Source organism: uncultured Planococcus sp. (assembly GCF_947501725.1).
GTDB classification, from domain to species: domain Bacteria; phylum Bacillota; class Bacilli; order Bacillales_A; family Planococcaceae; genus Planococcus; species Planococcus donghaensis_C.
Map to the genome: position 1 here is coordinate 244,462 of NZ_CANMXD010000001.1, position 23,040 is coordinate 267,501.

Here is a 23,040-nt window from a genome sequence, read left to right on the forward strand (position 1 = left end):
GAAGTTTGGCGTTATTTATTGTAAAATGATTGAGGTTTTGCTGCCTTTATGGCACAGAAGCAAATTGAGGAAATAGGAGGTATGATTCATGCAAAATCATACACACAATGTTTTACTTTATTATTTATATACACCGATTGAAAACCCGGAGGAGTTTGCAGTTGAGCATTTGGCAGCATGCAAAGGACTCGAGCTGAAAGGCCGTATCCTCGTATCCGAAGAAGGGATCAATGGGACGTGTTCAGGAACGATTGAACAAACTGAAGCTTATATGGAAATGTTGAAAAGCGATCCGCGCTTCTCCGACATCGTTTTTAAAATTGATGCCGCTGAAGGGCATGCGTTTAAAAAAATGCACGTACGTGCGAAAAAAGAAATTGTTCATCTCGGACTGGAAGAAGACATCAATCCGAACGAATTGACAGGGACTTATCTGGAGCCGGTCGAATTCTACAAACAAATGCAGGAGCAGGACACGATCGTTTTGGATGCGCGCAATGATTATGAATATGACCTTGGGCATTTCCGTAACTCGGTCCGTCCGGATATCGAAAACTTCCGCGACCTTCCTGAATGGATCCGCGATAACAAAGAGCAATTTGAAGGCAAGAAAATTTTGACGTATTGCACAGGCGGAATCCGCTGTGAAAAATTCTCTGGCTGGCTTAAAAAAGAAGGTTTTGAGGATGTCGCTCAATTGCACGGGGGAATTGTCACTTATGGAAAAGACCCTGAAGTGAAGGGTGACCTATGGGATGGCCAATTATACGTATTCGATGAGCGGATTGCTGTACCGGTAAACCAATTGGAACACGTGATTGTCGGCAAAGATCATTTTACAGGCGAACCTTGCGAACGCTATGTAAACTGCGCAAATCCAGATTGCAACGCGAAGATTCTGGCTTCTGAAGAAAACGAGCACAAGTATATGCGATCATGTTCAGACGAGTGCCGCGAACATCCACGCAACCGTTATGCTTTCGAACACGGTTTGACTGGGGAGCAGGTACAGGCGCGTCTGGATGCCTTGAAAGAAACAACTGAAGTATAAATGAATACAAAAGAAGCTGCCGATTGATTCGGCAGCTTCTTTTTTTGTTCGCTTTATTTTTCGACTTCTTCCTGGCAGTCGAAGCAGACCAATTCCCCGTCTACATAAACTCCATCGAGAAAACCATCACGGCAATAGACGTCTTTGCCACAATTACTGCATGGCCCGATCAGCTCAAGCATCCTGTAAACCTTCGGCGTAGATGTACATCGCGTCTTTCAGGTATTTAGCCAAGCCTTTGCCGTGCTGGTCGATATTGTTGGCGAAACGGCTATCTGATGCATATAGATCGCCAAGGCCACGGAACATTTTCGGTGAGCAGTCATAGAAACGATTCAAAAGCGTATAATATGCTTTCATTTCCTGTTGGACGGCATCCGTCTGTGGATGCAGGTGCATCAAGCTGGCGACCGTGTTGTAAATGCGATCCCCTTCGCGGTTGATCTCATCTAAATCTTCTTCTTCTTTTTCCACTTGTACCGGCTCGCTCATTGTTGCGGCAGGTTCTTCGTATAGAGCTGTTTCAACGGGTGCGACCGCAACGGCAACAGCTGACTCTTCACCGTATCCGCCGGATGCAGCCTGCAAGGATTCCAGCTGCGGTTCAACCGGTTCCAAAACAGATATGCCGGTGTCGGGTTTTTGGTATTTCTTCATCAAGTCTTCTGCTTTACTGCTCGCGAAAGCGGAAAACCGTTCGGTGTCGGTCAAACTCTGTGCACCCTGCAGCTCTTGCTGGGTCAGTTCCGCATTGCGGATCAGATTTTCGATGCGGTGTTTTTTCTGTTCCAGCAACTCAATGTGCTGCGACAATGCGTATTCCCGATCAAAGCCATCAGCTACCAGCTCCTGGATTTTCTTTAATGAAAAATCCAGTTCCTTCAAGAATAAAATCTGTTGAAGCAATTTTAAATCTCCACCATTGTAATAACGATATCGGTTCGTTCCGATATTTGATGGTTTCAATAAACCGATGCTGTCATAGTGATGGAGAGTACGGACACTGACGCCCGCTATTTTTGCTACTTCTTGTACTTTGTACAATCTAATCACCTCTCTCTTTAAAATACACTATAACGCACCGTCAGTGTCAATAGTTTAGGGAAAAAGACGTGAAAATGTATTATTTCTTTCTTATAGCAGTGTAGAAAAGTCGAAGAACTGGGTGTCGGCATCTACTACCTGCTTTGAAATGGATTCGCGTTGTTCGGCAACGGCTGATATTGCATTAGAAAGTACAGTTCAAAACCTTTATGCAAAAACAATCCTCTTGAATTGCCCCTTTAGAAATCAGTATAGAGTATAAGGATTAGCTTATAGAAAAATAAAAAACAGATATTTCAGAAATCTCCTAGGATTTACTAGATATCTATGAAATAATGAAGTTGAAAGCGCTCTCATTAATCGCTATAGGAAAGGGGCAATGACAATGAAATTGACCAATTTTGTAAACGGCAAATGGCAGCAGGCTGAACAGGCGAAATTCCAGCCCGTACTGAACCCGGCAAATGGGGAAGAGTTGGCGCAAGTGCGCATGTCTACCGCAGAAGATGTCGATGCAGCGGTAAAAGCGGCCCAGACAGCACAGAAAAAATGGGCGAAAGTTCCGGCACCCAGGCGTGCGGATTATTTATATGAAATCGGGCGGCTGATGAAAGAGAGAAAAGAACAGCTGGCTCAAGTGTTGACCAAAGAAATGGGGAAGGTCATCGAAGAAGGGCGTGGCGAAGTTCAGGAAGGAATCGACATGGCCTATTATATGGCCGGGGAAGGCAGGCGACTGTTCGGTGAAACGACGCCATCGGAACTGGCGGACAAATTCGCGATGAGCATCCGCTCTCCGATTGGTGTGGTGGGGCTGATTACTCCATGGAATTTCCCGATAGCCATCGCCACCTGGAAATCGTTTCCGGCGATTGTGGCCGGCAATACCTTTGTTTGGAAGCCAGCAACCGAAACGCCGATGATGGCTTATGAAATGGCGAAGATATTTGAAGAAGTCGGCCTTCCCGAGGGCGTCGCGAATATTGTCTTTGGAGCTGGTTCAGAGGTCGGGACCGCACTTATTGAACATGAAGGCGTGCGGGTCATTTCATTTACGGGATCGACTGAGACAGGACGCAAAGTGGCAGAAGCGGGAGGACGCAACCTGAAAAAAGTATCACTTGAAATGGGCGGCAAAAATGCTGTCATTGTCATGGAGGACGCTGACCTGGATTTGGCTGTGGAAGGAATCTTGTGGAGTGCATTCGGTACTGCCGGCCAGCGCTGTACGGCCTGCAGCAGGGTGATTGTCCATGCAGAAGTCAAAGAGGAGTTGCAGAAACGTCTGCTGTCGAAAATGGAAACCTTGACGATCGGCGATGGCACAGATGAATCGATTAAAGTGGGACCGGTCATCAATCGGAAAGCCCTTGAAAAAATCCATTCCTATATCACGATTGGCCAAGAAGAAGGAGCCAGCCTTTTAGCAGGTGGAGAAATCCTGACAGGCGGCATCTATGATAAAGGGAACTATTACGCTCCGACATTGTTTGCGGATGTGACGCCGGATATGCGTATTGCGCAGGAAGAGATTTTTGGTCCAGTCGTATCGATGATCGAAGTCTCGAGTTTTGAAGAGGCTATTGATGTCAATAATGGTGTGATCTATGGTTTGTCCAGCTCTATCTATACGGCTGATGTCAATCGTGCGTTCAAAGCTCAGCGTGATTTGGATACGGGGATCGTCTATATAAACGCAGGAACGACAGGAGCAGAAATTCACTTGCCGTTCGGCGGGACGAAAGGCACTGGCAACGGCCACCGCGATTCCGGCGTTGCGGCATTGGATGTCTTTACGGAGTGGAAAAGCGTCTATGTCGATTACAGCGGTAAATTGCAGCGTGCCCAAATCGATAATGAAGTTTAAGGGAAAGGGGATAGAGAGATGAAAGTCGTCGTATTAGGTGCAGGCTTGATGGGGAAGCAGGCGGCTCGGGACTTGGTCGCTGACGATGCTGTGGAACTGGTAATCTTAGCAGATCGGAATACTGAACAGGCCACACTCTTCAAAGACCAGCTCGGCAGCAGCAAGCTGGAAGTGCTGGAATTGGATGCGGCCAATGACGAAGCATTGGCCGCAGTTATTGCAAAAGGAGATATCGTCATTAATGCGCTTTTCTATACCTTCAATGAAAAAGTGGCGGCTACTGCGCTTGAATGCGGTGTCCACGCTGTCGATTTGGGCGGCCATATTGGCGGAGCGACGGATGCTGTGCTGGAATTGCATGAACAGGCACAGCAAAAGGGTATTACGCTCATTCCAGACTTGGGGGTAGCGCCTGGAATGATCAATATCCTTACGGGTTATGGTGCCAGCAAGCTTGACCAAGTATCGGATATCCGTTTGTATGTCGGTGGCATTCCCGTTCATCCGGAACCGCCGCTCGAATACAATCATGTTTTTTCGCTGGAAGGCGTGTTCGACCATTACACGGATAAATCCCATGTCATCCGTGAAGGGAACCTGTTGGAAGTTGAATCCTTATCTGAAATTGAACATGTCGAATTTGAAGGCTTCGGTGAGTTGGAAGCCTTCCACACATCTGGAGGAACGTCGACGTTGACGGATACCTTCAGCGATATAAATTCACTGGAATACAAGACGTTGCGCTACAAAGGCCATGCTGAGAAATTTAAACTATTGGTTGATTTAGGATTTACCGACCGGACAAAAACAGTCCAAGTGGAAGGGCATGAAGTGAAGCTACGTTCGGTCTTGAAGGCTGTGTTGGAACCCATAACGGCACTTGGGGACAAGCAGGATGCCGTTGTTCTGCGGGTGATGGTGTCAGGCGTGAAGGCTGGAGAGGATATCAGCTATGAATACAATATGGTGACGGTGAAAGATCCTGATACGGGCGTTACCGCAATGGCGCGTGCGACCGCCTATACCATTTCAGTTGTCGCACAGATGATCGGCAAAGGCATAATCGATAAGGCGGGTGCCTACCCACCGGAAATGGTTGTGCCAGGAGATGAATATATTGCAGAGATGGCAAAGCGCGGCGTGGAAATCAAAGAAACCGTTCATCGTTCAGCTCTTCAGAATTAAAGGTTTGTGTGTATCTATAGAATGAAGAGCGCTAAAGTATGTACAGTCAAGAAGTAAAAGAGGGATGGCCCCAATCGGTGCCATCCCCCTTTTCAATTCCTATAGAAGTTCTTCCACTTTTTTCGGGACCAGCATTTTCAGGCTGCCAGGCTGAATCTCGATGTCGAGTGGCGTGGTCAAATAGATTTCGCCATCGGTATCCACGTCGAGTTCTTCTTCTGTTTTGATGGAAATGGATTTTCCCTGGTAATGGGTGATATGCTCCAATTCCTCTGCGACCACTTCAGGCTGTGATAAAGAAAACCACTCTCGCAAAGCGGCCAAAGATGAAGTTTGGATAATAAACAGGTCCAGCAGCCCATCTGCCGGGTCAATCGTTGCGAGTGGAAAGTTATGCGTACCGATCGACTTGCCATTCATGACAAGCACCAGCACACCCTCCTCGGCATAGCTGATTCCGTCAATCTTCAAATGCACTGGAAATGGTTCTGCCTGCCGCATTGACTGCAGCGCGCTCATGAAATAGCTGATTTTTCCATAACGTTCTTTCAGGTGGGGATCAATGTTTGAAGAAGCATCCGTAATCAGGCCGATTCCGGCAAAATTGAGAAAAGAGCCGCCGTTGATTTTTCCTGTATCGATCTCTTTGATTTCCCCATTGACCAATTCTGAAGCCGCTAAGTCCAAGTCCAAAGGAATGTTCAAGGTACGTGCGAAATCATTACAGGTACCACTTGGAATAATAGCCATTGGAGGCGGAGCGGGAACGGAGGCTAAAGCACGGACCGCAGAATGGACAGTTCCATCACCACCGGCAATAAACAGAATATCCGCATGCGTTGCAGCAGTTTGACAGGCATTCTCGAATTCCTCCGGCGAATCGGTTTTGATCAGCTCGAGTGACTTGGACACTTCAGCCAGATGAGGTACAGCCAGTCGCAGAACCGCGTCTACCGTAGACGCTCCTGCATTGCCGTTATACAATAATACGGAACGATTGAACTTAGGCATTTCATATGTCCTCCTGTACTTCTATTTGTTTATGTAATTCCACTAATCCAGATTACATAAACAACGGAAGCCAGTAAAATGAAAGCAACTATAAAAAAGAGGTGCCACTATGACAATTAAATTATATTACCAGGATTCGAAAATTTCAGAAGTTCAAGTGAAGGTGGTGGACAGCAGAAAGGACGCAGCCGGCTATTACGCCATCCTGGACCAAAGCTGCTTCTATCCTGAAGGTGGAGGACAGCCGGCAGATACAGGGGAGATTGGACCTGCCAAAGTCCTGGATGTACAGTCGGTCGAAGGAAAAATCCGCCATTACACGGATATCCAACTGCCGAAAGACAGCTTTTCTGCCCAACTGGATTGGCAGAGAAGGTGGGATCATATGCAGCAGCACGCGGGGCAACATTTATTGAGTGCTTTGCTTGAAGATGATTTCGGTTTCAAGACCCAAAGTTTTCATTTAGGAAAAGAGCGGGTCTCCATCGATTTGGATTTAGATTCGGCAACAAAAGAACAGTTGCTGGCAGTCGAGAATAAGGCGAATCATTTAATCCGCCAATGCCTTTCGATTTCCGATCGCTGGGTCACTTCCGAACAAGCAAAAGAGCTGAATCTGAGAAAGCCGCCGGTAGTGGAAGGCGATATCCGGCTGGTTGAAATTGCAGGAATTGATTTCAATCCCTGCGGAGGAACCCATCCCAACAATACAGCGGATATCGGTTTGTTGAAGATCATTTCCACAGAGAAAGCCAAAGGCGGAATGCGGGTTTATTTTTTATGCGGTGATCGTGCCTTGCATCATTTCAACTTTCTGATGGAAACGACTGATAAACTGGTGGCTCAACTGAATGCACCGGCTGCCGAATTGCCGGAGGCAGCGAAAGCTCTGCTGGCTGACAAGGCATCTGCTGACAAAACCATCAAAAATCTTCAGGAACAGCTGTTGAACCTGGAAGCTGAGACGATTAATCCGGCTGATGGAATTGTAGAAAAGCTCTTTGAAGGCCGCCCGATTAAGGAACTGCAACAGCTTGCCCGCTTGGTGATTGGTAAAAATCCTTCAGTAACCGTACTGTTCATCAGCACTTCAGAAGGAGATGTGCGCTTTGTCTGTGCAAAAGGAGAACAGGCGCCGGGTGATATGCGTGAAGTGCTGCAGCAACTTTTGGCGTTGACTGAAGGCAAAGGCGGTGGGAACGCACAATTTTCTCAAGGTGGCGGTGCTACCGATAAATCACCGGAAATATTCAAGGATGTTTTCCGGACAGCCATAAAAAATTTCAAATGAAATGTGTAACTTTTCCAGTGCTTCTCTGTCTAATGGATAAAGGGATGTCTGAAAGGGCGTGAGTGGTCATGAAGAAGAAAAAAATCTGGCTCATTGCTGCCATTGCGATTGCAGTTGCCGGTCTGGCGTTTGTTTTTTTCAATGATAAAGTATCAGTCAGTGCTTCCTCTGTCGCTTTAGCAGAGCAGGGATGGAAGGCCAATTTTTCTTCATCGCTCCATCAGGAGGCCGTTGATAAGGGGTATATATACATCACGGATGAAAATGGTGACCGTGTCGACACCGAAATATTTATCCATGAAAATGGAAAGACGCTGGAAATTCGAGGGATTCCAATAGGTGAATACCAGTTGCATATCAAAAACGCAGCATTAAAGAACAGTTTTATGAAAAGTTTAGTGGATACAGAAGTTTCTTTCGCTGTACAGGAACAACTGGAAAAACTATCGGGTGAAGAAGAGTTGCGGAACTATTTCGCGCGTCTGATGGAAATGCAGCAAAACAACCGGCAATTCGGAGGTATCATGCAGGAAGGCAGTGAAGAGACCGCAGAATCCGCCGACTCTGCAGCAGGTGAAAGCGGAAGCTCGGGAGCGAATGGGGATTATTCGACTACCAATAACCAGGTGGAAGGTGTGGATGAAGCCGATCTTGTGAAAACGGATGGTTCGTATATCTACTCCATCAGTGAATCGCGTGTGGTGATTTCTGATGTCCGAAATCCGCAGGAGATGGTTGTCGCAGCTGAGCTGCCCTTTACAGAAGAAACCTACCCGCAGCAGCTTTTCTTATCGGAAGATACATTGGTGGTCATGGGAAGCCGTTTTTCAGCCATGCCAATCGATAACTTTCAGCTGCCGCAAAGCCAATTGCCACATTTAGGCATCACCTCTGTCTATTTATATGACATCAGCAGTCCTGAATCCCCCCAGCTGATCCGAGAATTCGGCGCTGAAGGAAATTTAAGTGGCGCAAGGCTGGCAAACGATGTCCTATACTTTGTCACCAACGTCTATCCGGATTATTGGGTTCTGGAAGAGCAGGATGAACCTGAACTGCGGCCGCATCGGTATGACTCAAATGACGGAGGCGAGCTTCAGCCTCTGCCTTATGACAGCATCGCGGTTTTGCCGGGGACTATGGAGGGCAGCTACAGCGTCATTACAACCATCGATTTGAATGCTCCTGAAACCAACGACATCTCGACAGAAGGGTATTTAGGAGGCAATGAGCAGCTTTACATGAATGAAGAAAGTCTTTATTTAACAGCTTCTGCTTATGTCCCATTGGATGAGGAGCAAATGCCAGGCAACAGGGAAATGGCTATCTGGCTGCCACAGCAGGCAAATACTGAAGTCTTTAAATTCAGTTTGAGCGGAACAGCTGTCGATTTTCTGGCTTCTGCAGAAATAACAGGTTCCTTGCTCAACCAGTTTTCCATGGATGAATACAATGGCTACTTTAGGGCAGTAACGACAGAAGGAATTGCATGGGACTTGACTTCCCCGTCGAAGAATCATCTGTTCATCCTCGATGGGCAGATGAACCAAGTGGGATCGGTGGAAGATCTGGCTCCCGGAGAACGGATCTATTCAGCCCGTTTTATTGAACAAAAAGCCTACATGGTGACCTTTAAAGAAACCGATCCGCTTTTCGTCATTGATGTTTCTGTCCCATCTTCTCCAGAAGTGCTTGGAGAACTGAAAATACCGGGCTTCTCAAATTATCTTCACCCGTTGGATGAGGATCATTTGATCGGCTTTGGCTATGATACGAAACTGGTGCCAGTAAAAGGTGGAGAACCTCGGGTTGTGACAGGCGGCATGAAAATTTCTTTGTTTGATGTCAGCGATTTTACTGACCCACTGGAAAAAGATACAGAGATTATCGGCGGACCCGGAACCTATTCGGCGCTCCAATATGACCACAAAGCATTGTTTACGCATCAGGAAAAAAACCTGTTTGGTTTTCCTGCTGCGCTATACGCAGAAACTGGTGGTGACTATGTGGAGTTTGAAGGGGAAGGTGCACTGATCTACACCATTACACCAGACGGAATTTCACAAGCCGCAAATTTAATTGAACAAACCGATGACCAATACGAAGACTGGAATACGGCCATTCAGCGCATCCTCTATGTTGGCGGGGAATTGTACACAGTGGCGAATGGTGAAATCAAAAGCTATGGATTGGATACATTCGAACCAATCGGTAGTCTGGTATTTGATAGATAGCGGGAAGAGGCGGATTTTTATCGCTCTCTTCTTTTTTTATGTTTTTAATTAGCAGAAAAAGGGAAGTTGAGAAGTATTCTGAAAACTATAAATGGAGGGATATCGATGAAAGCAGTAACGTTTCAAGGAACAAAAAATATGCAGGTGAAAAATGTTAAGGATCCTGAAATTCAGAAAAAAGAAGATATCATTGTAAAAATAACTTCAACCGCTATTTGCGGTACAGATTTGCATATTTATCAAGGTGCATTGCCGACAACAAAAGACACCGTCATTGGCCATGAGCCAATGGGGATTGTGGAAGAAGTCGGACGGGATGTCACCAAAGTGAAAAAAGGCGATCGCATCGTCCTTCCTTTTAACGTCAGCTGTGGCCACTGTTTTTATTGCAGCAATGAATTAGAGAGCCAATGCGACAACTCAAACGGCAATCCCCATTTCGATACGGGCGGGTATTTTGGGTTAACGGAGCGCTATGGCGATTATGCAGGAGGGCAAGCTGAGTATCTTCGCGTACCTTATGGCAATTTCATGCCTCTTGTTATTCCTGAATCCTCCGAATTGGAAGATGAATCATTGCTGTTCCTATCAGACGTCTTGCCGACAGCCTGGTGGAGTGTTGAAAATGCCGGTGTGAAAAAAGGGGATACTGTAGTCGTTCTGGGATGTGGCCCGATCGGACTCATGACACAGAAATTTGCTTGGATGCAAGGCGCGAGCCGCGTTATTGCAGTGGATGAGATTCCTTACCGAATGGAACTTGCCAAAAAAATGAACAATGTAGAAATTGTTGATTTCAGTAAACATGACAACACGGGCGCGCTGATCCACGAAATCACGCAGGGTGGCGCGAATGTCGTCATCGATTGTGTAGGGATGGACGGTAAAAAGTCACCGGCCGAAGCTGCACAGCAAAAGCTGATGCTGCAGGGCGGTACGCTCAGCGCCATTGATATCGCAAAAGACGCTGTCAGCAAATTTGGTACCATTCAATTGACTGGTGTTTACGGACTGACTTACAATATGTTCCCGCTTGGTAACATGTTCGAACGGAATGTCACCTTGAAAATGGGACAGGCACCAGTTATCCACTTGATGCCGATGCTGTATAAAAAAATCGAAAATGGCGAATTTGACCCGCGCGAAATCATTTCGCATATCGTGCCGTTGGAAAGTGCCAGTGAAGCTTATCAAATCTTCAATGACCATCAGGACAATTGTACGAAAGTCGTCCTGAAACCATAACTTCCCACATACGATAAAAGTTTTATTAAACGCCCCGATTTACTGGGGCGTTTAATTTTTTGCCTATGTGCGTTATGATGAGTACAGAAACCGACAGCGAGAGGAGAGACGCATGTGGCGCAAATAGGAGAGACTAGGCGTGAACTCGCGTTGGATTGTTTTTTGCTGGCTGGCAGAATCATGATGGAAAGTGGAGCTGAAACCTACCGTGTCGAGGATACGATGATCCGGATGGCGGTATCACAAAATATGGTGAATTCCCACTGCTTCGTAACACCCACAGGTATCATGTTTTCTCCAAGTGAAGAGCTTGCTACACGATTTGTCCGCATCAATAACCGGAGTACCGACTTGGAACGGGTGGCGCTTATCAACTCGGTTTCACGCAAACTGGTATCCGGTGAATATACATTGCAACAGGCTTATGATGAAATGATGATTATTGACCAAACCAATTACCGAACCAGTGTATGGGTGCAGACACTGGCTGCTTCAGTGGCGAGTGCCTGCTTTTTTATTTTATTGGGTGGCAGTTGGTCCAATATTCCTTTTCCTTTTGTGATCGGCGGAATTGGGTTCATCATTGTGGAAGCTATACTGATTGAAACACGCGTAAAGATTTTTGCTGAATTCATCGGCGCTTTTGTCATCGGAATACTCGCGTCCATCGCTGTTTATACCGGAATCGCGACAAATTTGGATACGTTGATCATCGGTTCCATCATGCCGCTGGTTCCGGGATTGCTGATTACCAATGCGGTACGTGATTTGATGGCAGGTTATTTCGTATCAGGATTATCCAAGGGAGCAGAGGCTTTTTTGACGGCATTTGCTATCGGCGCTGGAATTGCAGTAGTACTATCATTTTAAGGGGGTAATCAGATGAACTGGCCATTGGAAGCATTTCTCAGTTTTTTGGCAGCAGGCGCATTCGGTGTCATCTTCAATGCCCCGCGCCGGACCCTGGTCAGCTGCGGGCTGGTCGGGATGAGCGGCTGGCTCATCTACCGCGCATTCTTTCTGGCCTTTGACGATTCGGTTCAGGCTTCTTTTGCCGGCGCATTTGCTGTTTCGATCGTGGCACATTTGCTGGCTAAAAAATTCCGGATGCCGATGATCATTTTCAGTATCGCTGGAATTATTCCATTAGTGCCAGGAAGCAAGGCGTACAACGCTATGAGAAACATCGTCGAAAACAATCACTTGGAAGCTATCGCTTTTGCTTCCGAAGCATTGATGATCTCCGGAGCTGTTGCGATGGGGCTGGTTTTTGCTGAAGTGCTGATGCAGCTGTACTTTAAGCGGCAGGCTAGAAGAATACAAAGAAAAATGGGCCTGACACAAGAATAATTCTTGTTTGTCAGACCCATTTTTATGTTTTAGGTAAATGTTGGTTGGGTTGTGCTTTTGGGCGCTTGCGCTTTTCGTGTTGTCCAGTTGCAGCAGCCAGATTCTAGGGTCATAAGCCAATCCAGCCGCGTGGCAAAGAGCGCCACACTGCTGGTCTGCCTAAGACCTTATTGCTCCTGCAGCACTCTGTGCTTCGTCGCAAAGAGATGGCTCAAACTGCCTTTGAGCCATCTCTTGCCTGTCGGAGCTGAACGGCCGTTTCCGCTTTTCTTTGTCCAGCTCCAGCAGCCAGCCCCTCGAGTCGCTTCAGCCTTACCCGCAATGGCAAAAAGAACGCCATTACCGGTAAGGCTTCCAGCGCTTGTCGGAGGGCCGCAGGATGCGGGTCAGCTAACCGTTGCGACAGGAAGTCGCGTTCTTAGGTTAGCTTCTGCTGTTGGCCGTTTCCGTTTTTCTAGTGTCCAGCTCCAACGGCCAACTCCTCGGGACATAAGCCACTCTGGCTGTGCAGCTGAAAAAATGCTGCTTCGCCAGACCGTCTTATGCCTGTCGGAGCTTAACGGCCGTTTCCGCTTTTCTGTCTACCCCAACCACTTCTCCAAATCCCCGGCACTCATCGGGTGGCCGATGATGTAGCCTTGGAGGCTGTCGCAGCCCATGGCGCGCAGGAGTTCAAATTGTTCGTTTGTCTCAACGCCTTCTGCTGTTACTTGGAAGTCGAGGGATTTTCCGAACTGAATCATGCCGTTGATCAATTTTTGTATTTTTTCTTGTTTTGTGATCGACTGTATAATCATTTGATCTATTTTTAATGAAGATATTGGCAACATAAGCATATAGCGGAACGAAGCGTAGCCAGTCCCGAAGTCATCCAATGCAAAACTTATGCCTGCCTGATGGAGAGTTTTCATTTGTGCCATGATCGAACGTTCTGCTTCGGCTTCGAGAGCGAATTTCTCAGTGATTTCGATCATCAATGAACTGGCTTGGCAATTATTGACCTTCAATTGTTCAAGCAGCATCTTCGCCATATCCTTGTCCCTGAATTCACGGATGGATGAGTTGATGCTGATCTGCAGATCGATGTCTTTGGCCTTCCAGTCTTTTAATTGTTTGCAGGCTGTTTCAATAACGAAGCTGCCGATTTCGTTGATCAAGCCATTTTCTTCTGCAATCGGGATGAGCTCATCTGGCGTGACTACACCGATTTCTGAATCGGTCCAACGCACCAATGCTTCGACGCGCTCCACTTTACCGTTCTTCAAATTGACCTGTGGCTGGTACAAAAGCTGCAAGTTCTTACGGTCCAATGCGTAGATGAGCCGTTTTTCGATAAGTGCTTTACGATTCAACCGTTCATGATCATCGGATGTCAACGCGGCAATAGCACTGCCCCCGCGATCTTTCACTTTTTTGATTGTTGCATAGGAAGCTTTGATCAAATGCATGAAGCTTTGCTGATCTTCGGGGTATTTTGTAATGGCGCCGCTGATGGTCATCGGCACCGCCGTACCCTTCAGGTAAATCGGATGTTGCTGAAGGTAATGGAGAAATCCTTCGATAAACCAATTGCTTAAAGGGGTCACTAAAGCAAATTCATGCAGACCGGCACGTGTGATGATGGAATCGGAAAAGTACATCCGCAGGCGCTTGGTGAATTCGGTGAGCAATTCGTTTTCCGTGTCTGTATCGGAAACATCGCGCAGCGTATAGAAACGGTCAATATCCAGAAAAATAAAGGAGAAATGCCGACCTTCTTCTATGTATTCATTGACTACCTGCTCAAGCCGGTGACGGTTTTCCAATCCAGTCACAGGATCGATAAAAGCGATTTCTTCGAGATGCTGTTGGGCTTTCTTATTTGCTGTAATGTCTTTTTCCAGGAAAATATAATACGTGTCCTCACTCGAAAGTTGCATCGGAATTGCTGTCAAATCAACCCAATAAACTTCACCGTCTTTTTTCACCTTTTTCGCTTCGCCGTTCCAGACATTACCTTCTCTTAACGTGGAAAGAATGGAATCTACGAATTGGACTTCTTCTTCACCGTCTCCGAACATATGCCATACAGGCTTTCCTAAGATCCGTTTCGGAGTCCATTTGCTCAATTTCAGGAACAATGGATTTGCATATGTGATCAAAAATTCTTCATCAAAATACAGCAGCATGAACGAGTCATCCAAACCATTTCGTAATTGATTTAATTCTTTAGGGGCAGAGCCGTCTTCATCCGCTTCATCGAGTTCATAGATGGTCATGACGAACTGTTCGTTGTCGGATGTATAGGATTTGGCTACTACTGTTGTATACGCTTTTATGCCCTCGCTCAATTCTATTTCCACATCTTCAAATCTCACCGGTTCCTCAGTATGCAGTAATTTATCCCATGGATGTTTGCTTAATGCTGCTTTTTCGGGATTCATATAAGGAGAAAGCTGTCCTTTGACGGCTTCGGATTCTATTTGGAAAACGCGCTCGGCATGCTGGTTGCACCAGACAATCAAGCCGTTTTTATCGATTATGATGATGGGGAAAGGGATATGATTAAAAACGAGGGTATCAGCCAGTTTTCCTTGCAATTCACTCATTTATTAACGCTCCTTAACCGTAGTTATTTTCATTATAAAGAAGAAAAGGTCTATCGTCATCCTTTTCAAAATAATCTCTACAGGAAATTCACGGATTTTTCACTATCCTTTCGCTGGTAATCGTGAGAGAATAGGCATAAATCATATGAAAATAGAGGTAAGAAAATGTTAAAGAAACTTTTTGTATTATTATTCCTAATTACAAGTATACCTTTTTCGGTTCAAGCGCATACAACTTTATTGTCCTCAACGCCCGCTGAAGGCGAAAATGTAGCTGAAGCTTTAGAGGAAGTGCAGCTGGTTTTCGGGACGAAAATCGAAGAAGGCAGCACAATGACAATTGAAGGAGAAAGCGAGTCTTTCGAATTCGCCAATATTGCTATTACAGAGGATACGATGGTAGGGGATTTCAAGGAAGCTTTACCGAATGGATCGTATCGTATTCTATGGAATATTATCGGAGAAGACGGACATCCGATTGAAGGAGAAGTAGCCTTCGGTGTCTCTATTGAAGCTGAGGAAGAAGTGGAGACTTCGCCAGTCGAGACTGAGGTAGCGGAAGAGCTGGAAAACCCCGTTGTTGAGTCTGCTGAACAAGCGGCTGAAGATGAGGGTGGCGGTAATTGGATGGTGACCGTCTTGCTTGTCCTTGCTGGTGTTTTGGTCATCTATGGAATCTATAAATTACTGTTGAAGAAAGAATGACGTTTTTCACCGCAATTGCCGATGTCTTGCTGTATATCGCTTTTTCGTATCTTGCTGGTTATATCGTGTTGCAGTTTGTACCGGAAGACCGGAAACCACCGCTTGCTGAATCTAAAATTCTGCTCCTGCTCAGTACCACAGGCATCGTTCTGCTATCATTTTTCCCGGTTTATGAACTGGTGGTCTTTCTGCAGGGAAGCCAAGGCTGGGGAGAAGCTTGGCTGAATGCCATTACCGGGTTTCGGATTGGACAGGGATGGTTGATCACTTTACTGCTCAGTATCATCCTGTCTTTCACCATCTATTTTGGGGGCAGCCGGCATACCCAGGGATTGTATTTGTTCCTGCTTATTTTGACAGTCGGTTTCTATAGCCATATTTCGACGCTTGACCTCTGGACTGGATTTGCGCTTCAATCGATTCATATTCTCTTCCTGTCGATGTGGGCTGGAGTTTTGCTCCATGTGGCTTGGTTTACAAAAGATGGAGCGAACTGGCGCAGTTTTCTGGCCTGGTTTACTCCTTTTGCTTTTTTCTGTGTAGCTGCGGTTATTGCCAGTGGAATTGTCATCATGTTCTTTTTCGTGGCACCATCCGATTATGCAAACTCTTGGGCTTTGCCGTATGGACAATTGCTGCTGTTGAAACATATAAGCATCATTCCGGTGCTGCTGGCAGCATTAATCAATGGATTTCTCAACAGACAGAAAGTGTTTCAGCAGTCTTGGTTGAAGCTTGAAAGCGTATTGTTGGTTGTCGTCTTTGTCTTTACTGCTTTTATGAGCAAGCAGGCACCGCCTCACGATGTTAATGATACCTTGCGTATCGAAGGCGGTGGATGGTTTATTGAACAATTGGCTGGGCCATTATACATCCCGCTTACAGCTGGACTGGATTTGACGCTGAATGGCTCGCTGCTGATGGGGCTGAGCTTGCTCTTACTGGCATTGATGCTATTGGGCTTTTCCCGTCAGTTGAATGCCTGGCTGTCCTTGTTGTTCGGTATTGGATTCATCATCTGTTTCTACACAGGATTGATGTTGAATCTTTCATTTTAATTAAGTTGCAGCCAATCTTCCGGGATTGGTTTTTCTATGGAAAGGAGTGGGGGAATGGAACGTTTAAAAGGGATTTCCATGATATTGATCGGGGCCATACTGTGGGGAGCTACAGGTCCTTTGATGGAATGGACAATGGAAGTTTACGGTATCTCTGTACCGTTTCTTTTAACCATTCGTTTGACCGTAGCGGGTCTTTTGTTGCTTCTGTTCCTGAAACTGAAAGGCGTCCGAATTACAGCAATTTTCCGCAATAAGTATTGGGTTCGGCCCTTGCTGATATTCTCGATACTCGGAATGCTCGGTGTCCAGTACAGCTTTGTCGCGGCCATTGAAGCAAGCAACGCAGTAGTGGCGACATTGATGCAATTCTTGGCTCCTGTTTATGTCATTCTGTTTGTTTCCATGACCCATAAAAAAATGCCGCCCAGCTACCAGATCATCGGAATGGTAGGCACTTTAGCCGGGTTATTTCTATTGCTGACCAATGGCAGGCCGGATCAACTGATCATCAGTGGAGAAGCTTTTTTCTGGGGAGTTCTCGTGGGATTGGCTTTTACCTTCTATACGCTGTATCCAGCGCGGCTCATGCAGGAATGGGGAGTTTTGGTTGTTGTGGGATGGTCGATGCTTTTTGGCGGGGTTTTCCTGGGACTGGTAAACCCGGTTTTCCTGTCAGATGAATGGCCGATTTTAGCCGAACCGCCTGTTATTGGGGCAATCATCGCGATCATCTTCATCGGAACAGCAGCTTTCGTCCTGTTCCTCAGCAGCATGCGTTATATCACGGCAGTTGAAACCAGTATCCTGTCATCACTTGAGCCTTTAACGGCAATGGTCATTTCCATGTTCTGGTTCGGCCAGGTCCTGTCGCCGGTTCAAATGCTCGGCGCGCTGTTGATGCTGGTGTTCGTCACGTGGCTGTCGCTCGCCGGAAATACGAAAAAGAAAAAAGGGCGGACTCAGGAGCCGCAGTCTTCTGAATAAACACAGATAAAGCAAAACTAGTTTTGCTCAGACTGTAGACAAAGTCTGAGCAAAATGTATAGCGGTGCATAATCCCCAACCGGTCCAGCCACTTCGCTTTCCGTGGGCTCAGCTTCAGCCTCCTCGTCACTGGAAAACCCATGCTCCTGCATCGCTGCGCTAGCTTCGTCGCAAAGGCTTGGCCTCACAAGTTTCGGCCAATGCCTTTCCTGCGGGGTCTTCAGCTTTCGTCGCTGCGCTGCTCCCACAGGAGTCTTCGTGGCCAGCCCGGTGGGGAGGGTGTTGCTTTAATCAAAGAGAGAAGCTTGCTAGTCAACTTTAGGAAATGTAGTCTCTACAAATCTGGTAGGATTCTTCACTCAAGGATCCGGAGCGCCAGGCGGCGAAGGGCAAAGATATGCTCCTGCATCGCTGCGCTGCTTCGTCGCAAACGAGTCAGGCACAGCCCGACTCGCTTCCTGCGGGAACAGCGAAGTGCCGAAATCCACTCGGGCGCCAGTCCGAGTTAGTTCGGCGCGAGCCCGTGGAAAGCGTCCGCCTGAAGCGCAGGATCCGGTATAAACATGATGAAGTGTGTGTTCATTCTTTAAATGACATCAATATTCTTTTGTCTACAAGCTCAGCAAAACTAGTTTTGCTGATTTCTGCCTATATAATTTTAATGCCAGCGATGCCGCTTAAAACGGCATCGCTTTTACGCGCAAAAATAGAAATCTCTATTCGATATCTGAAAATTATGGCATACTATTCAGTACAAAGGTTCGAGTTTCGAAACGTTTAGGAGGCACTTCCATGAAAACAGTTTTTTCATATGCCAAACCATATAAATTTTATATCGTCATCGCGTTGATTTTAATGCTTCTGGAACTGACGGTGGAACTGATGCAGCCGCTAGTCATCGCCAGCATAATTGATGAAGGAATTGTGGCAAGGGATCAGGACGTCATCATCCAGTTAGGGATTGTGCTGATGGCCTTATCCGTCATCGCTTTTGTTTCAGGGATCGTCAATTCCTATTTTGCGGCGCATGCTTCGCAAAGCTTTTCGTTTGATCTTCGGCAAGCCGTTTACGGGCGCATCCAATCTTTTTCATTGGCGATGTTCAATAAATTCCCGGCTTCCGGCTTGATCACTCGGTTGACCAGTGATGTCACATTGGTCCAGCAGGTTCTTTATATGGGCCTGCGGATTATGCTGCGTGCTCCTTTGCTTGTGGTGGGAAGCATGATCATGGCATTTGTCGTTAATCCTAAACTGGCTTTCTATTTGGTGATCGTTTTTCCATTTTTGCTTATTTTTCTGTATGTCATGGTTAAAAAAGGAGTCAGCTATTTTGGCTTTGTCCAAAAACGTTTGGACCGGGTCAACCGGATCGTCCAGGAGAACTTGCAGGCTGTGCGTCTGATTAAAGCCTATTTGCGCGGCAAATATGAAACCAACCGTTTTGCTGAAGTGGCAGGCTCCTTGAAGGTTGATACGGTGAAAGCTTTCAGGATCATGGAAATCATTTTGCCGATTTTATTATTCGGGATGAACCTGTCATTACTGGCAGTATTATGGTTTGGAGCATTTGAAATTCGGAGCGGCGGAGCGCAGATCGGTGAACTGGTGGCCATCGTCAATTATGCGATGCGGATGACCGGTGCTTTCTCCATGTTCTCCTTCATCATCATGATTTTTGCACGTGCGAAAGCTTCTTCCGAGCGGCTTGAAGAAGTGCTGCTGGCGGAAGATATCCGTGAAAAAGAGGAAGTTGGAGAAAGTGAAGCTATCCGCCGTGGTGAAATCCGTTTCGACAATGTTTCATTCACCTATCCGGAAACTTCCCGGCCTGTGCTGAAAAATATCTCTTTCCATTTGAAAGCCAATGAAAAACTGGCCATCATGGGAGCGACAGGATCGGGGAAATCCTCTTTGCTGCAGCTGATTCCCCGGTTTTATGATGCAACTGGGGGAACGGTGTCGGTGCATGGCGGTGATGTTACAAAATGGTCGCTGCGGGCATTGCGCAAAACGATCGGCATCGTGCCTCAGCAATCGCTTCTTTTTACAGGAACCATATCCAATAATCTTTCCTGGGGAAAAGATGAAGTGGTGCAGGAGGAACTGGCTGATGCAGCCATCAAAGCGCAGATCCATGAAACGGTGGAACGTTTTCCGAAAGGGTATTTTACCCGTGTCGGACAAAAAGGCGTCAATTTATCCGGAGGCCAAAAACAGCGCCTGTCTATTGCGCGCGCTTTGGTGCGTAAGCCATCGATTTTAATTTTGGATGACAGCACAAGTGCATTGGATGTCAAAACCGAGGCGGCATTGTGGGAAGAGCTGGACCGGGAAGAAGCGACAATGCTGATGGTCACGCAAAAAATCAGGACGGCGATGAGAGCCGACCGCATTTTGCTGTTGGAAGATGGCATGATTTCAGCTTATGGGACGCATGAAGAGCTTATGAAGAGCTCTGAACTGTATCGCCAGATTGCCATGTCCCAGCAGGAAGAGGAGGTTGATGAATATGTTTGATGCGATTCGCCGTCCTTTCGGCCATGAACCGATCCTTACCAAGGAAGACTTGAAGAAAAAGAAAGACGACAAGAAAACGGAGCGTGCGGAAAATTGGAAATCGACGCTGCTGAAGATCTGGAAACTGGTGGATGAGCAGCGTTTCCTGCTGATCGTGGTATTGGCGCTTGTTTTCGTCAGCTCGGCTTTGGCATTGCTTGGTCCGTATTTAATCGGCTTCATCATCGATGAATATATTGTTCCGCAAAGCTTCAACGGCATGGGAATTGTGGTGCTGTGGCTGATTGTCGTGTATATCGGCCATTCTGTTTCTCTATATCTGCAGAATTTTTGGATGGTGGGGATTGCCCAGCAGGTGATTTTCCGTATGCGGACGCGGCTTTTTTCACATCTCCAGCGCTTGCCTGTCACTTTCTTTGACAAACGCCAGCACGGAGAATTGATGAGCCGGATGACGAATGATATCGAAAACGTTTCTTCGACGTTAAATACATCCTTCATCCAAGTGTTTTCAAGCATTTTGACCTTGACCGGTACGGCGATCGTCATGTTGACGCTTAGTCCTTTACTGACGTTATTGACGCTGATCATCATTCCGCTCATGTACATTTCCATTCAATGGATCACCAAACGCACAGGCCGTCTCTATAAAGAGCAGCAGAAAGCGATCGGGGAATTGAACGGGATGATCGAAGAAACGATTTCCGGTCAAAAAATCATCAAAGCCTTTTCTCAGGAACCGCGTGTAATGGAAGAATTCCGGGAGAAAAGCGAGCGGCTCCGGCGTGCAGGATTCTGGGCATGGACCTATGCCGGGTTCATTCCTAAAGTGATGAACTTCCTCAATAATGGCAGTTTTGCGATTGTGGCCGGTGTCGGAGGGATCCTGGCGCTGAACGGTTCTGTATCGATCGGTGTCATTGTGATTTTTACGGAGTATTCACGGCAATTTACACGTCCGCTGAACGACCTGGCCAACCAGTTCAATACCGTACTGTCGGCAATTGCCGGCGCTGAACGGGTTTTCTCCATCATGGATGAGACGGAAGAAAAGGATGACCAGGTCTTCAATGTCGAAAAGAAATTGGAAGGCGAAGTGGTTTTCGACCGCGTGTCCTTTAAATACGAAGGAACGGAAGAAGACTGGACCATCCGTGATGTCAGCTTTACCGTCGGCATTGGCCAAACCGCGGCGCTTGTCGGTGCAACCGGTGCAGGGAAAACGACCATCATGCAGTTATTGGCGCGCTTCTATGATGCCAATGAAGGGGAAATCCGATTGGACGGCACACCGATTGCTGATATGCCGCGTGAAACATTGCGCAAACAGATCGCTTTCGTGCTGCAGGATCCTTTCCTCTTCGAAGCGACTGTCAGCGACAATATCCGTTACGGCAAATTGGACGCTACGGATGAAGAAGTGGTGGAAGCAGCAAAAGGTGCAAACGCGCATGACTTTATCGAAAAGCTGCCGAATGGCTACGACACGATCTTGACTGGAGACGGCTCCATGATCAGCCAGGGCCAGAAGCAATTGCTGTCGATTGCCCGCGCCTTGATTGCCGACCCTGTCATTCTGTTGCTGGATGAAGCGACGAGCAGCATCGATACCGTCACCGAATTGAAGATACAGGAAGCATTGGAGCGACTTATGGCTGGGCGTACCAGCTTTGTCATCGCCCATCGATTGAATACGGTGCGAAAAGCCGATTTGGTTCTGGTCATGGAGATGGGAGAACTGGTGGAATCAGGCACACAGCAGCAGTTATTGAGCAAAGACGGCATTTACGCCAATATGCTGGCTGACGCAAAATTATAAAGAAGAGCCAAGTCCAGCTAAATGGACTTGGCTTTTTTCGTAGCATTCCTTACATTCCAGAGGCTATATGATACGATAAAAATAGAGAGGCATTTCATTCAATCGGAAGTTCAATGCCATTGAATGTCAACGCATAAGCTGAGGAGGCATAAGAATGGATTTATCGTTATCTATTGTTTCATTTCCGATAGACGAACAAACCGCGGGGGATATGACGCAATTGCTGGAGGAATTGCCGGAACAGCAAAGAATGGTTCTTCATCCATCCCTATGGAGAGCACCGGATGCGAGAGGCTTTGGTGTAATTGCCTACACGGACCAGGAGGAGCTCATCGGCTTTGCCGCAGCGGCGGATATGGTGGGACTGCACCATTACGAGTGGTCAGTGTTTGTCCATCCGGATTACCGCAGACTTTCGCTTGGAACGGCTTTGGCAGATGGTGTATCCCACGCCTTGTCGCAGCGCCAGGCTGAAAGTGAGTTGGCGGCTTTTGTAGATGATGTGGAAATTGCTGCATTTATGGAAAAGATCGGCTACCAACCGGACTTCAATGAAATTCTTCTTTCTGCTGAACCATTGCCGGAGAGCACTGTGCCTGAGGGGATAACGGTTTTACCGTATCAAGCGGAAGCTGAAGAATTGACCGAGTTGCTGACTGCGGCATTTGATGACACGATCGTGCCGATTCTGGAGCATAATTTAGTGGATCCGGAAAGGGAGATCTGGCTGCTTCGGAAAGAGCAACAGCTGGTCGCCACTGCAACGCTGCTGACTGAAGAAGGAGCATTGTGGGTAACGGCTTTTGCAGTGCATCCTGTTCACCAGGGCAGGGGCTATGGCAAAGCGTTTTTGAAATGGTGCCGGGTGCTTGCTTCCGAGCGGGGGTTGACGAAAGTCCTGCTGGATGTCGAAACGGATAATGAAGCATTACATGTCTACGAAAAATCAGGATTCCTGCGGATACAAACCATTTCTTATTGGAAGCGCGAAGCTGTATAGCGAAAAGCCCCATCCGCACATACCCGATTCAGGAAAGGCGGGTAAGCGAATGGGTTTTGATGCAACACAAGCTGAAAGTTTATCC

At 47.0% G+C, this 23,040-nt stretch carries 18 protein-coding genes; 14 read left to right on the forward strand and 4 right to left on the reverse strand.

What is annotated here, in order from left to right; translation table 11 throughout:
* Window positions 1-88: 88 nt before the first annotated feature.
* Entirely contained in the window at window positions 89-1,051 is a 963-nt protein-coding gene (locus tag Q0785_RS01260; RefSeq protein WP_298824070.1) for a rhodanese-related sulfurtransferase, read from the forward strand.
* 53 nt (window positions 1,052-1,104) lie between these two features.
* On the opposite strand, the gene Q0785_RS01265 is transcribed toward Q0785_RS01260, so the two are convergent.
* Window positions 1,105-1,233, reverse strand: a complete 129-nt coding sequence (locus Q0785_RS01265; protein ID WP_298824073.1) for a hypothetical protein — start codon at window positions 1,231-1,233, stop codon at window positions 1,105-1,107.
* Window positions 1,226-2,095 (reverse strand): MerR family transcriptional regulator, encoded by an 870-nt coding sequence (locus Q0785_RS01270; RefSeq protein ID WP_298824075.1) that lies wholly within the window; start codon window positions 2,093-2,095, stop codon window positions 1,226-1,228. The genes Q0785_RS01265 and Q0785_RS01270 overlap by 8 nt, the downstream gene beginning before the upstream one ends.
* Before the next feature lie 385 nt (window positions 2,096-2,480).
* On the opposite strand from Q0785_RS01270, the gene Q0785_RS01275 reads away from it, so the two are divergent.
* Both Q0785_RS01275 and Q0785_RS01280 read left to right on the forward strand, forming a co-directional pair.
* A complete protein-coding gene (locus Q0785_RS01275; protein WP_298824080.1) occupies window positions 2,481-3,962 on the forward strand; it encodes an aldehyde dehydrogenase family protein in 1,482 nt (493 codons plus the stop codon).
* Window positions 3,963-3,980: 18 nt separating this feature from the next.
* Window positions 3,981-5,147: a saccharopine dehydrogenase C-terminal domain-containing protein gene (locus Q0785_RS01280; protein ID WP_298824082.1), complete on the forward strand. Its 1,167-nt coding sequence runs from the start codon at window positions 3,981-3,983 to the stop codon at window positions 5,145-5,147.
* Window positions 5,148-5,246: 99 nt separating this feature from the next.
* Here the strand turns inward: Q0785_RS01280 and Q0785_RS01285 are convergent, their stop codons facing one another.
* Entirely contained in the window at window positions 5,247-6,158 is a 912-nt protein-coding gene (locus tag Q0785_RS01285; RefSeq protein WP_298824085.1) for a diacylglycerol kinase family protein, read from the reverse strand.
* 109 nt (window positions 6,159-6,267) lie between these two features.
* Here Q0785_RS01285 and Q0785_RS01290 point away from each other — a divergent pair, with 109 nt between their 5' ends.
* The 5 genes from Q0785_RS01290 (at window position 6,268) to Q0785_RS01310 (ending at window position 12,278) form a co-directional block, all read left to right on the forward strand.
* The gene (locus Q0785_RS01290) at window positions 6,268-7,449 is read left to right on the forward strand and encodes a DHHA1 domain-containing protein (RefSeq protein WP_298824088.1); all 1,182 of its coding nucleotides are present in this window, start codon (window positions 6,268-6,270) and stop codon (window positions 7,447-7,449) included.
* Between the two features lie 68 nt (window positions 7,450-7,517).
* Entirely contained in the window at window positions 7,518-9,683 is a 2,166-nt protein-coding gene (locus tag Q0785_RS01295; protein ID WP_298824091.1) for a beta-propeller domain-containing protein, read from the forward strand.
* A 105-nt stretch (window positions 9,684-9,788) separates the two neighbouring features.
* Entirely contained in the window at window positions 9,789-10,928 is a 1,140-nt protein-coding gene (locus tag Q0785_RS01300) for a zinc-dependent alcohol dehydrogenase (protein ID WP_298824093.1), read from the forward strand.
* A 114-nt stretch (window positions 10,929-11,042) separates the two neighbouring features.
* Entirely contained in the window at window positions 11,043-11,798 is a 756-nt protein-coding gene (locus Q0785_RS01305) for a threonine/serine exporter family protein (protein WP_298824096.1), read from the forward strand.
* A gap of 12 nt (window positions 11,799-11,810) precedes the next feature.
* Window positions 11,811-12,278, forward strand: a complete 468-nt coding sequence (locus Q0785_RS01310; protein WP_223639946.1) for a threonine/serine exporter family protein — start codon at window positions 11,811-11,813, stop codon at window positions 12,276-12,278.
* 581 nt (window positions 12,279-12,859) lie between these two features.
* On the opposite strand, the gene Q0785_RS01315 is transcribed toward Q0785_RS01310, so the two are convergent.
* Entirely contained in the window at window positions 12,860-14,866 is a 2,007-nt protein-coding gene (locus Q0785_RS01315) for a bifunctional diguanylate cyclase/phosphodiesterase (protein ID WP_298824105.1), read from the reverse strand.
* Between the two features lie 165 nt (window positions 14,867-15,031).
* On the opposite strand from Q0785_RS01315, the gene Q0785_RS01320 reads away from it, so the two are divergent.
* The 6 genes from Q0785_RS01320 (at window position 15,032) to Q0785_RS01345 (ending at window position 22,955) form a co-directional block, all read left to right on the forward strand.
* Window positions 15,032-15,571 (forward strand): copper resistance CopC family protein, encoded by a 540-nt coding sequence (locus Q0785_RS01320; protein WP_298824108.1) that lies wholly within the window; start codon window positions 15,032-15,034, stop codon window positions 15,569-15,571.
* Window positions 15,568-16,629, forward strand: coding sequence for a CopD family protein (locus tag Q0785_RS01325; protein WP_298824110.1), 1,062 nt, complete (start codon window positions 15,568-15,570; stop codon window positions 16,627-16,629). Before Q0785_RS01320 ends, Q0785_RS01325 begins: the two co-directional genes overlap by 4 nt.
* A 54-nt stretch (window positions 16,630-16,683) precedes the next feature.
* Window positions 16,684-17,616, forward strand: a complete 933-nt coding sequence (locus Q0785_RS01330) for an EamA family transporter (protein WP_298824112.1) — start codon at window positions 16,684-16,686, stop codon at window positions 17,614-17,616.
* 792 nt (window positions 17,617-18,408) lie between these two features.
* On the forward strand, window positions 18,409-20,136 hold the full coding sequence (locus Q0785_RS01335; protein WP_298824114.1) for an ABC transporter ATP-binding protein: 1,728 nt from the start codon (window positions 18,409-18,411) through the stop codon (window positions 20,134-20,136).
* Window positions 20,129-21,955 (forward strand): ABC transporter ATP-binding protein, encoded by a 1,827-nt coding sequence (locus Q0785_RS01340; RefSeq protein WP_298824117.1) that lies wholly within the window; start codon window positions 20,129-20,131, stop codon window positions 21,953-21,955. Before Q0785_RS01335 ends, Q0785_RS01340 begins: the two co-directional genes overlap by 8 nt.
* 154 nt (window positions 21,956-22,109) lie before the next feature.
* Window positions 22,110-22,955, forward strand: a complete 846-nt coding sequence (locus Q0785_RS01345; protein ID WP_298824120.1) for a GNAT family N-acetyltransferase — start codon at window positions 22,110-22,112, stop codon at window positions 22,953-22,955.
* Window positions 22,956-23,040: the final 85 nt, after the last annotated feature.

Excerpts from the sequence above, each read along its gene's own strand:
- Q0785_RS01260 (WP_298824070.1), top strand. The coding sequence starts at position 89 with ATGCAAAATCATACACACAATGTTTTACTTTATTATTTATATACACCG.
- Q0785_RS01265 (WP_298824073.1), bottom strand. The coding sequence starts at position 1,233 with ATGCTTGAGCTGATCGGGCCATGCAGTAATTGTGGCAAAGACGTCTAT.
- Q0785_RS01275 (WP_298824080.1), top strand. The coding sequence starts at position 2,481 with ATGAAATTGACCAATTTTGTAAACGGCAAATGGCAGCAGGCTGAACAG.
- Q0785_RS01280 (WP_298824082.1), top strand. The coding sequence starts at position 3,981 with ATGAAAGTCGTCGTATTAGGTGCAGGCTTGATGGGGAAGCAGGCGGCT.
- Q0785_RS01285 (WP_298824085.1), bottom strand. The coding sequence starts at position 6,158 with ATGCCTAAGTTCAATCGTTCCGTATTATTGTATAACGGCAATGCAGGA.
- Q0785_RS01290 (WP_298824088.1), top strand. The coding sequence starts at position 6,268 with ATGACAATTAAATTATATTACCAGGATTCGAAAATTTCAGAAGTTCAA.
- Q0785_RS01295 (WP_298824091.1), top strand. The coding sequence starts at position 7,518 with ATGAAGAAGAAAAAAATCTGGCTCATTGCTGCCATTGCGATTGCAGTT.
- Q0785_RS01300 (WP_298824093.1), top strand. The coding sequence starts at position 9,789 with ATGAAAGCAGTAACGTTTCAAGGAACAAAAAATATGCAGGTGAAAAAT.
- Q0785_RS01310 (WP_223639946.1), top strand. The coding sequence starts at position 11,811 with ATGAACTGGCCATTGGAAGCATTTCTCAGTTTTTTGGCAGCAGGCGCA.
- Q0785_RS01315 (WP_298824105.1), bottom strand. The coding sequence starts at position 14,866 with ATGAGTGAATTGCAAGGAAAACTGGCTGATACCCTCGTTTTTAATCAT.
- Q0785_RS01320 (WP_298824108.1), top strand. The coding sequence starts at position 15,032 with ATGTTAAAGAAACTTTTTGTATTATTATTCCTAATTACAAGTATACCT.
- Q0785_RS01325 (WP_298824110.1), top strand. The coding sequence starts at position 15,568 with ATGACGTTTTTCACCGCAATTGCCGATGTCTTGCTGTATATCGCTTTT.
- Q0785_RS01330 (WP_298824112.1), top strand. The coding sequence starts at position 16,684 with ATGGAACGTTTAAAAGGGATTTCCATGATATTGATCGGGGCCATACTG.
- Q0785_RS01335 (WP_298824114.1), top strand. The coding sequence starts at position 18,409 with ATGAAAACAGTTTTTTCATATGCCAAACCATATAAATTTTATATCGTC.
- Q0785_RS01340 (WP_298824117.1), top strand. The coding sequence starts at position 20,129 with ATGTTTGATGCGATTCGCCGTCCTTTCGGCCATGAACCGATCCTTACC.
- Q0785_RS01345 (WP_298824120.1), top strand. The coding sequence starts at position 22,110 with ATGGATTTATCGTTATCTATTGTTTCATTTCCGATAGACGAACAAACC.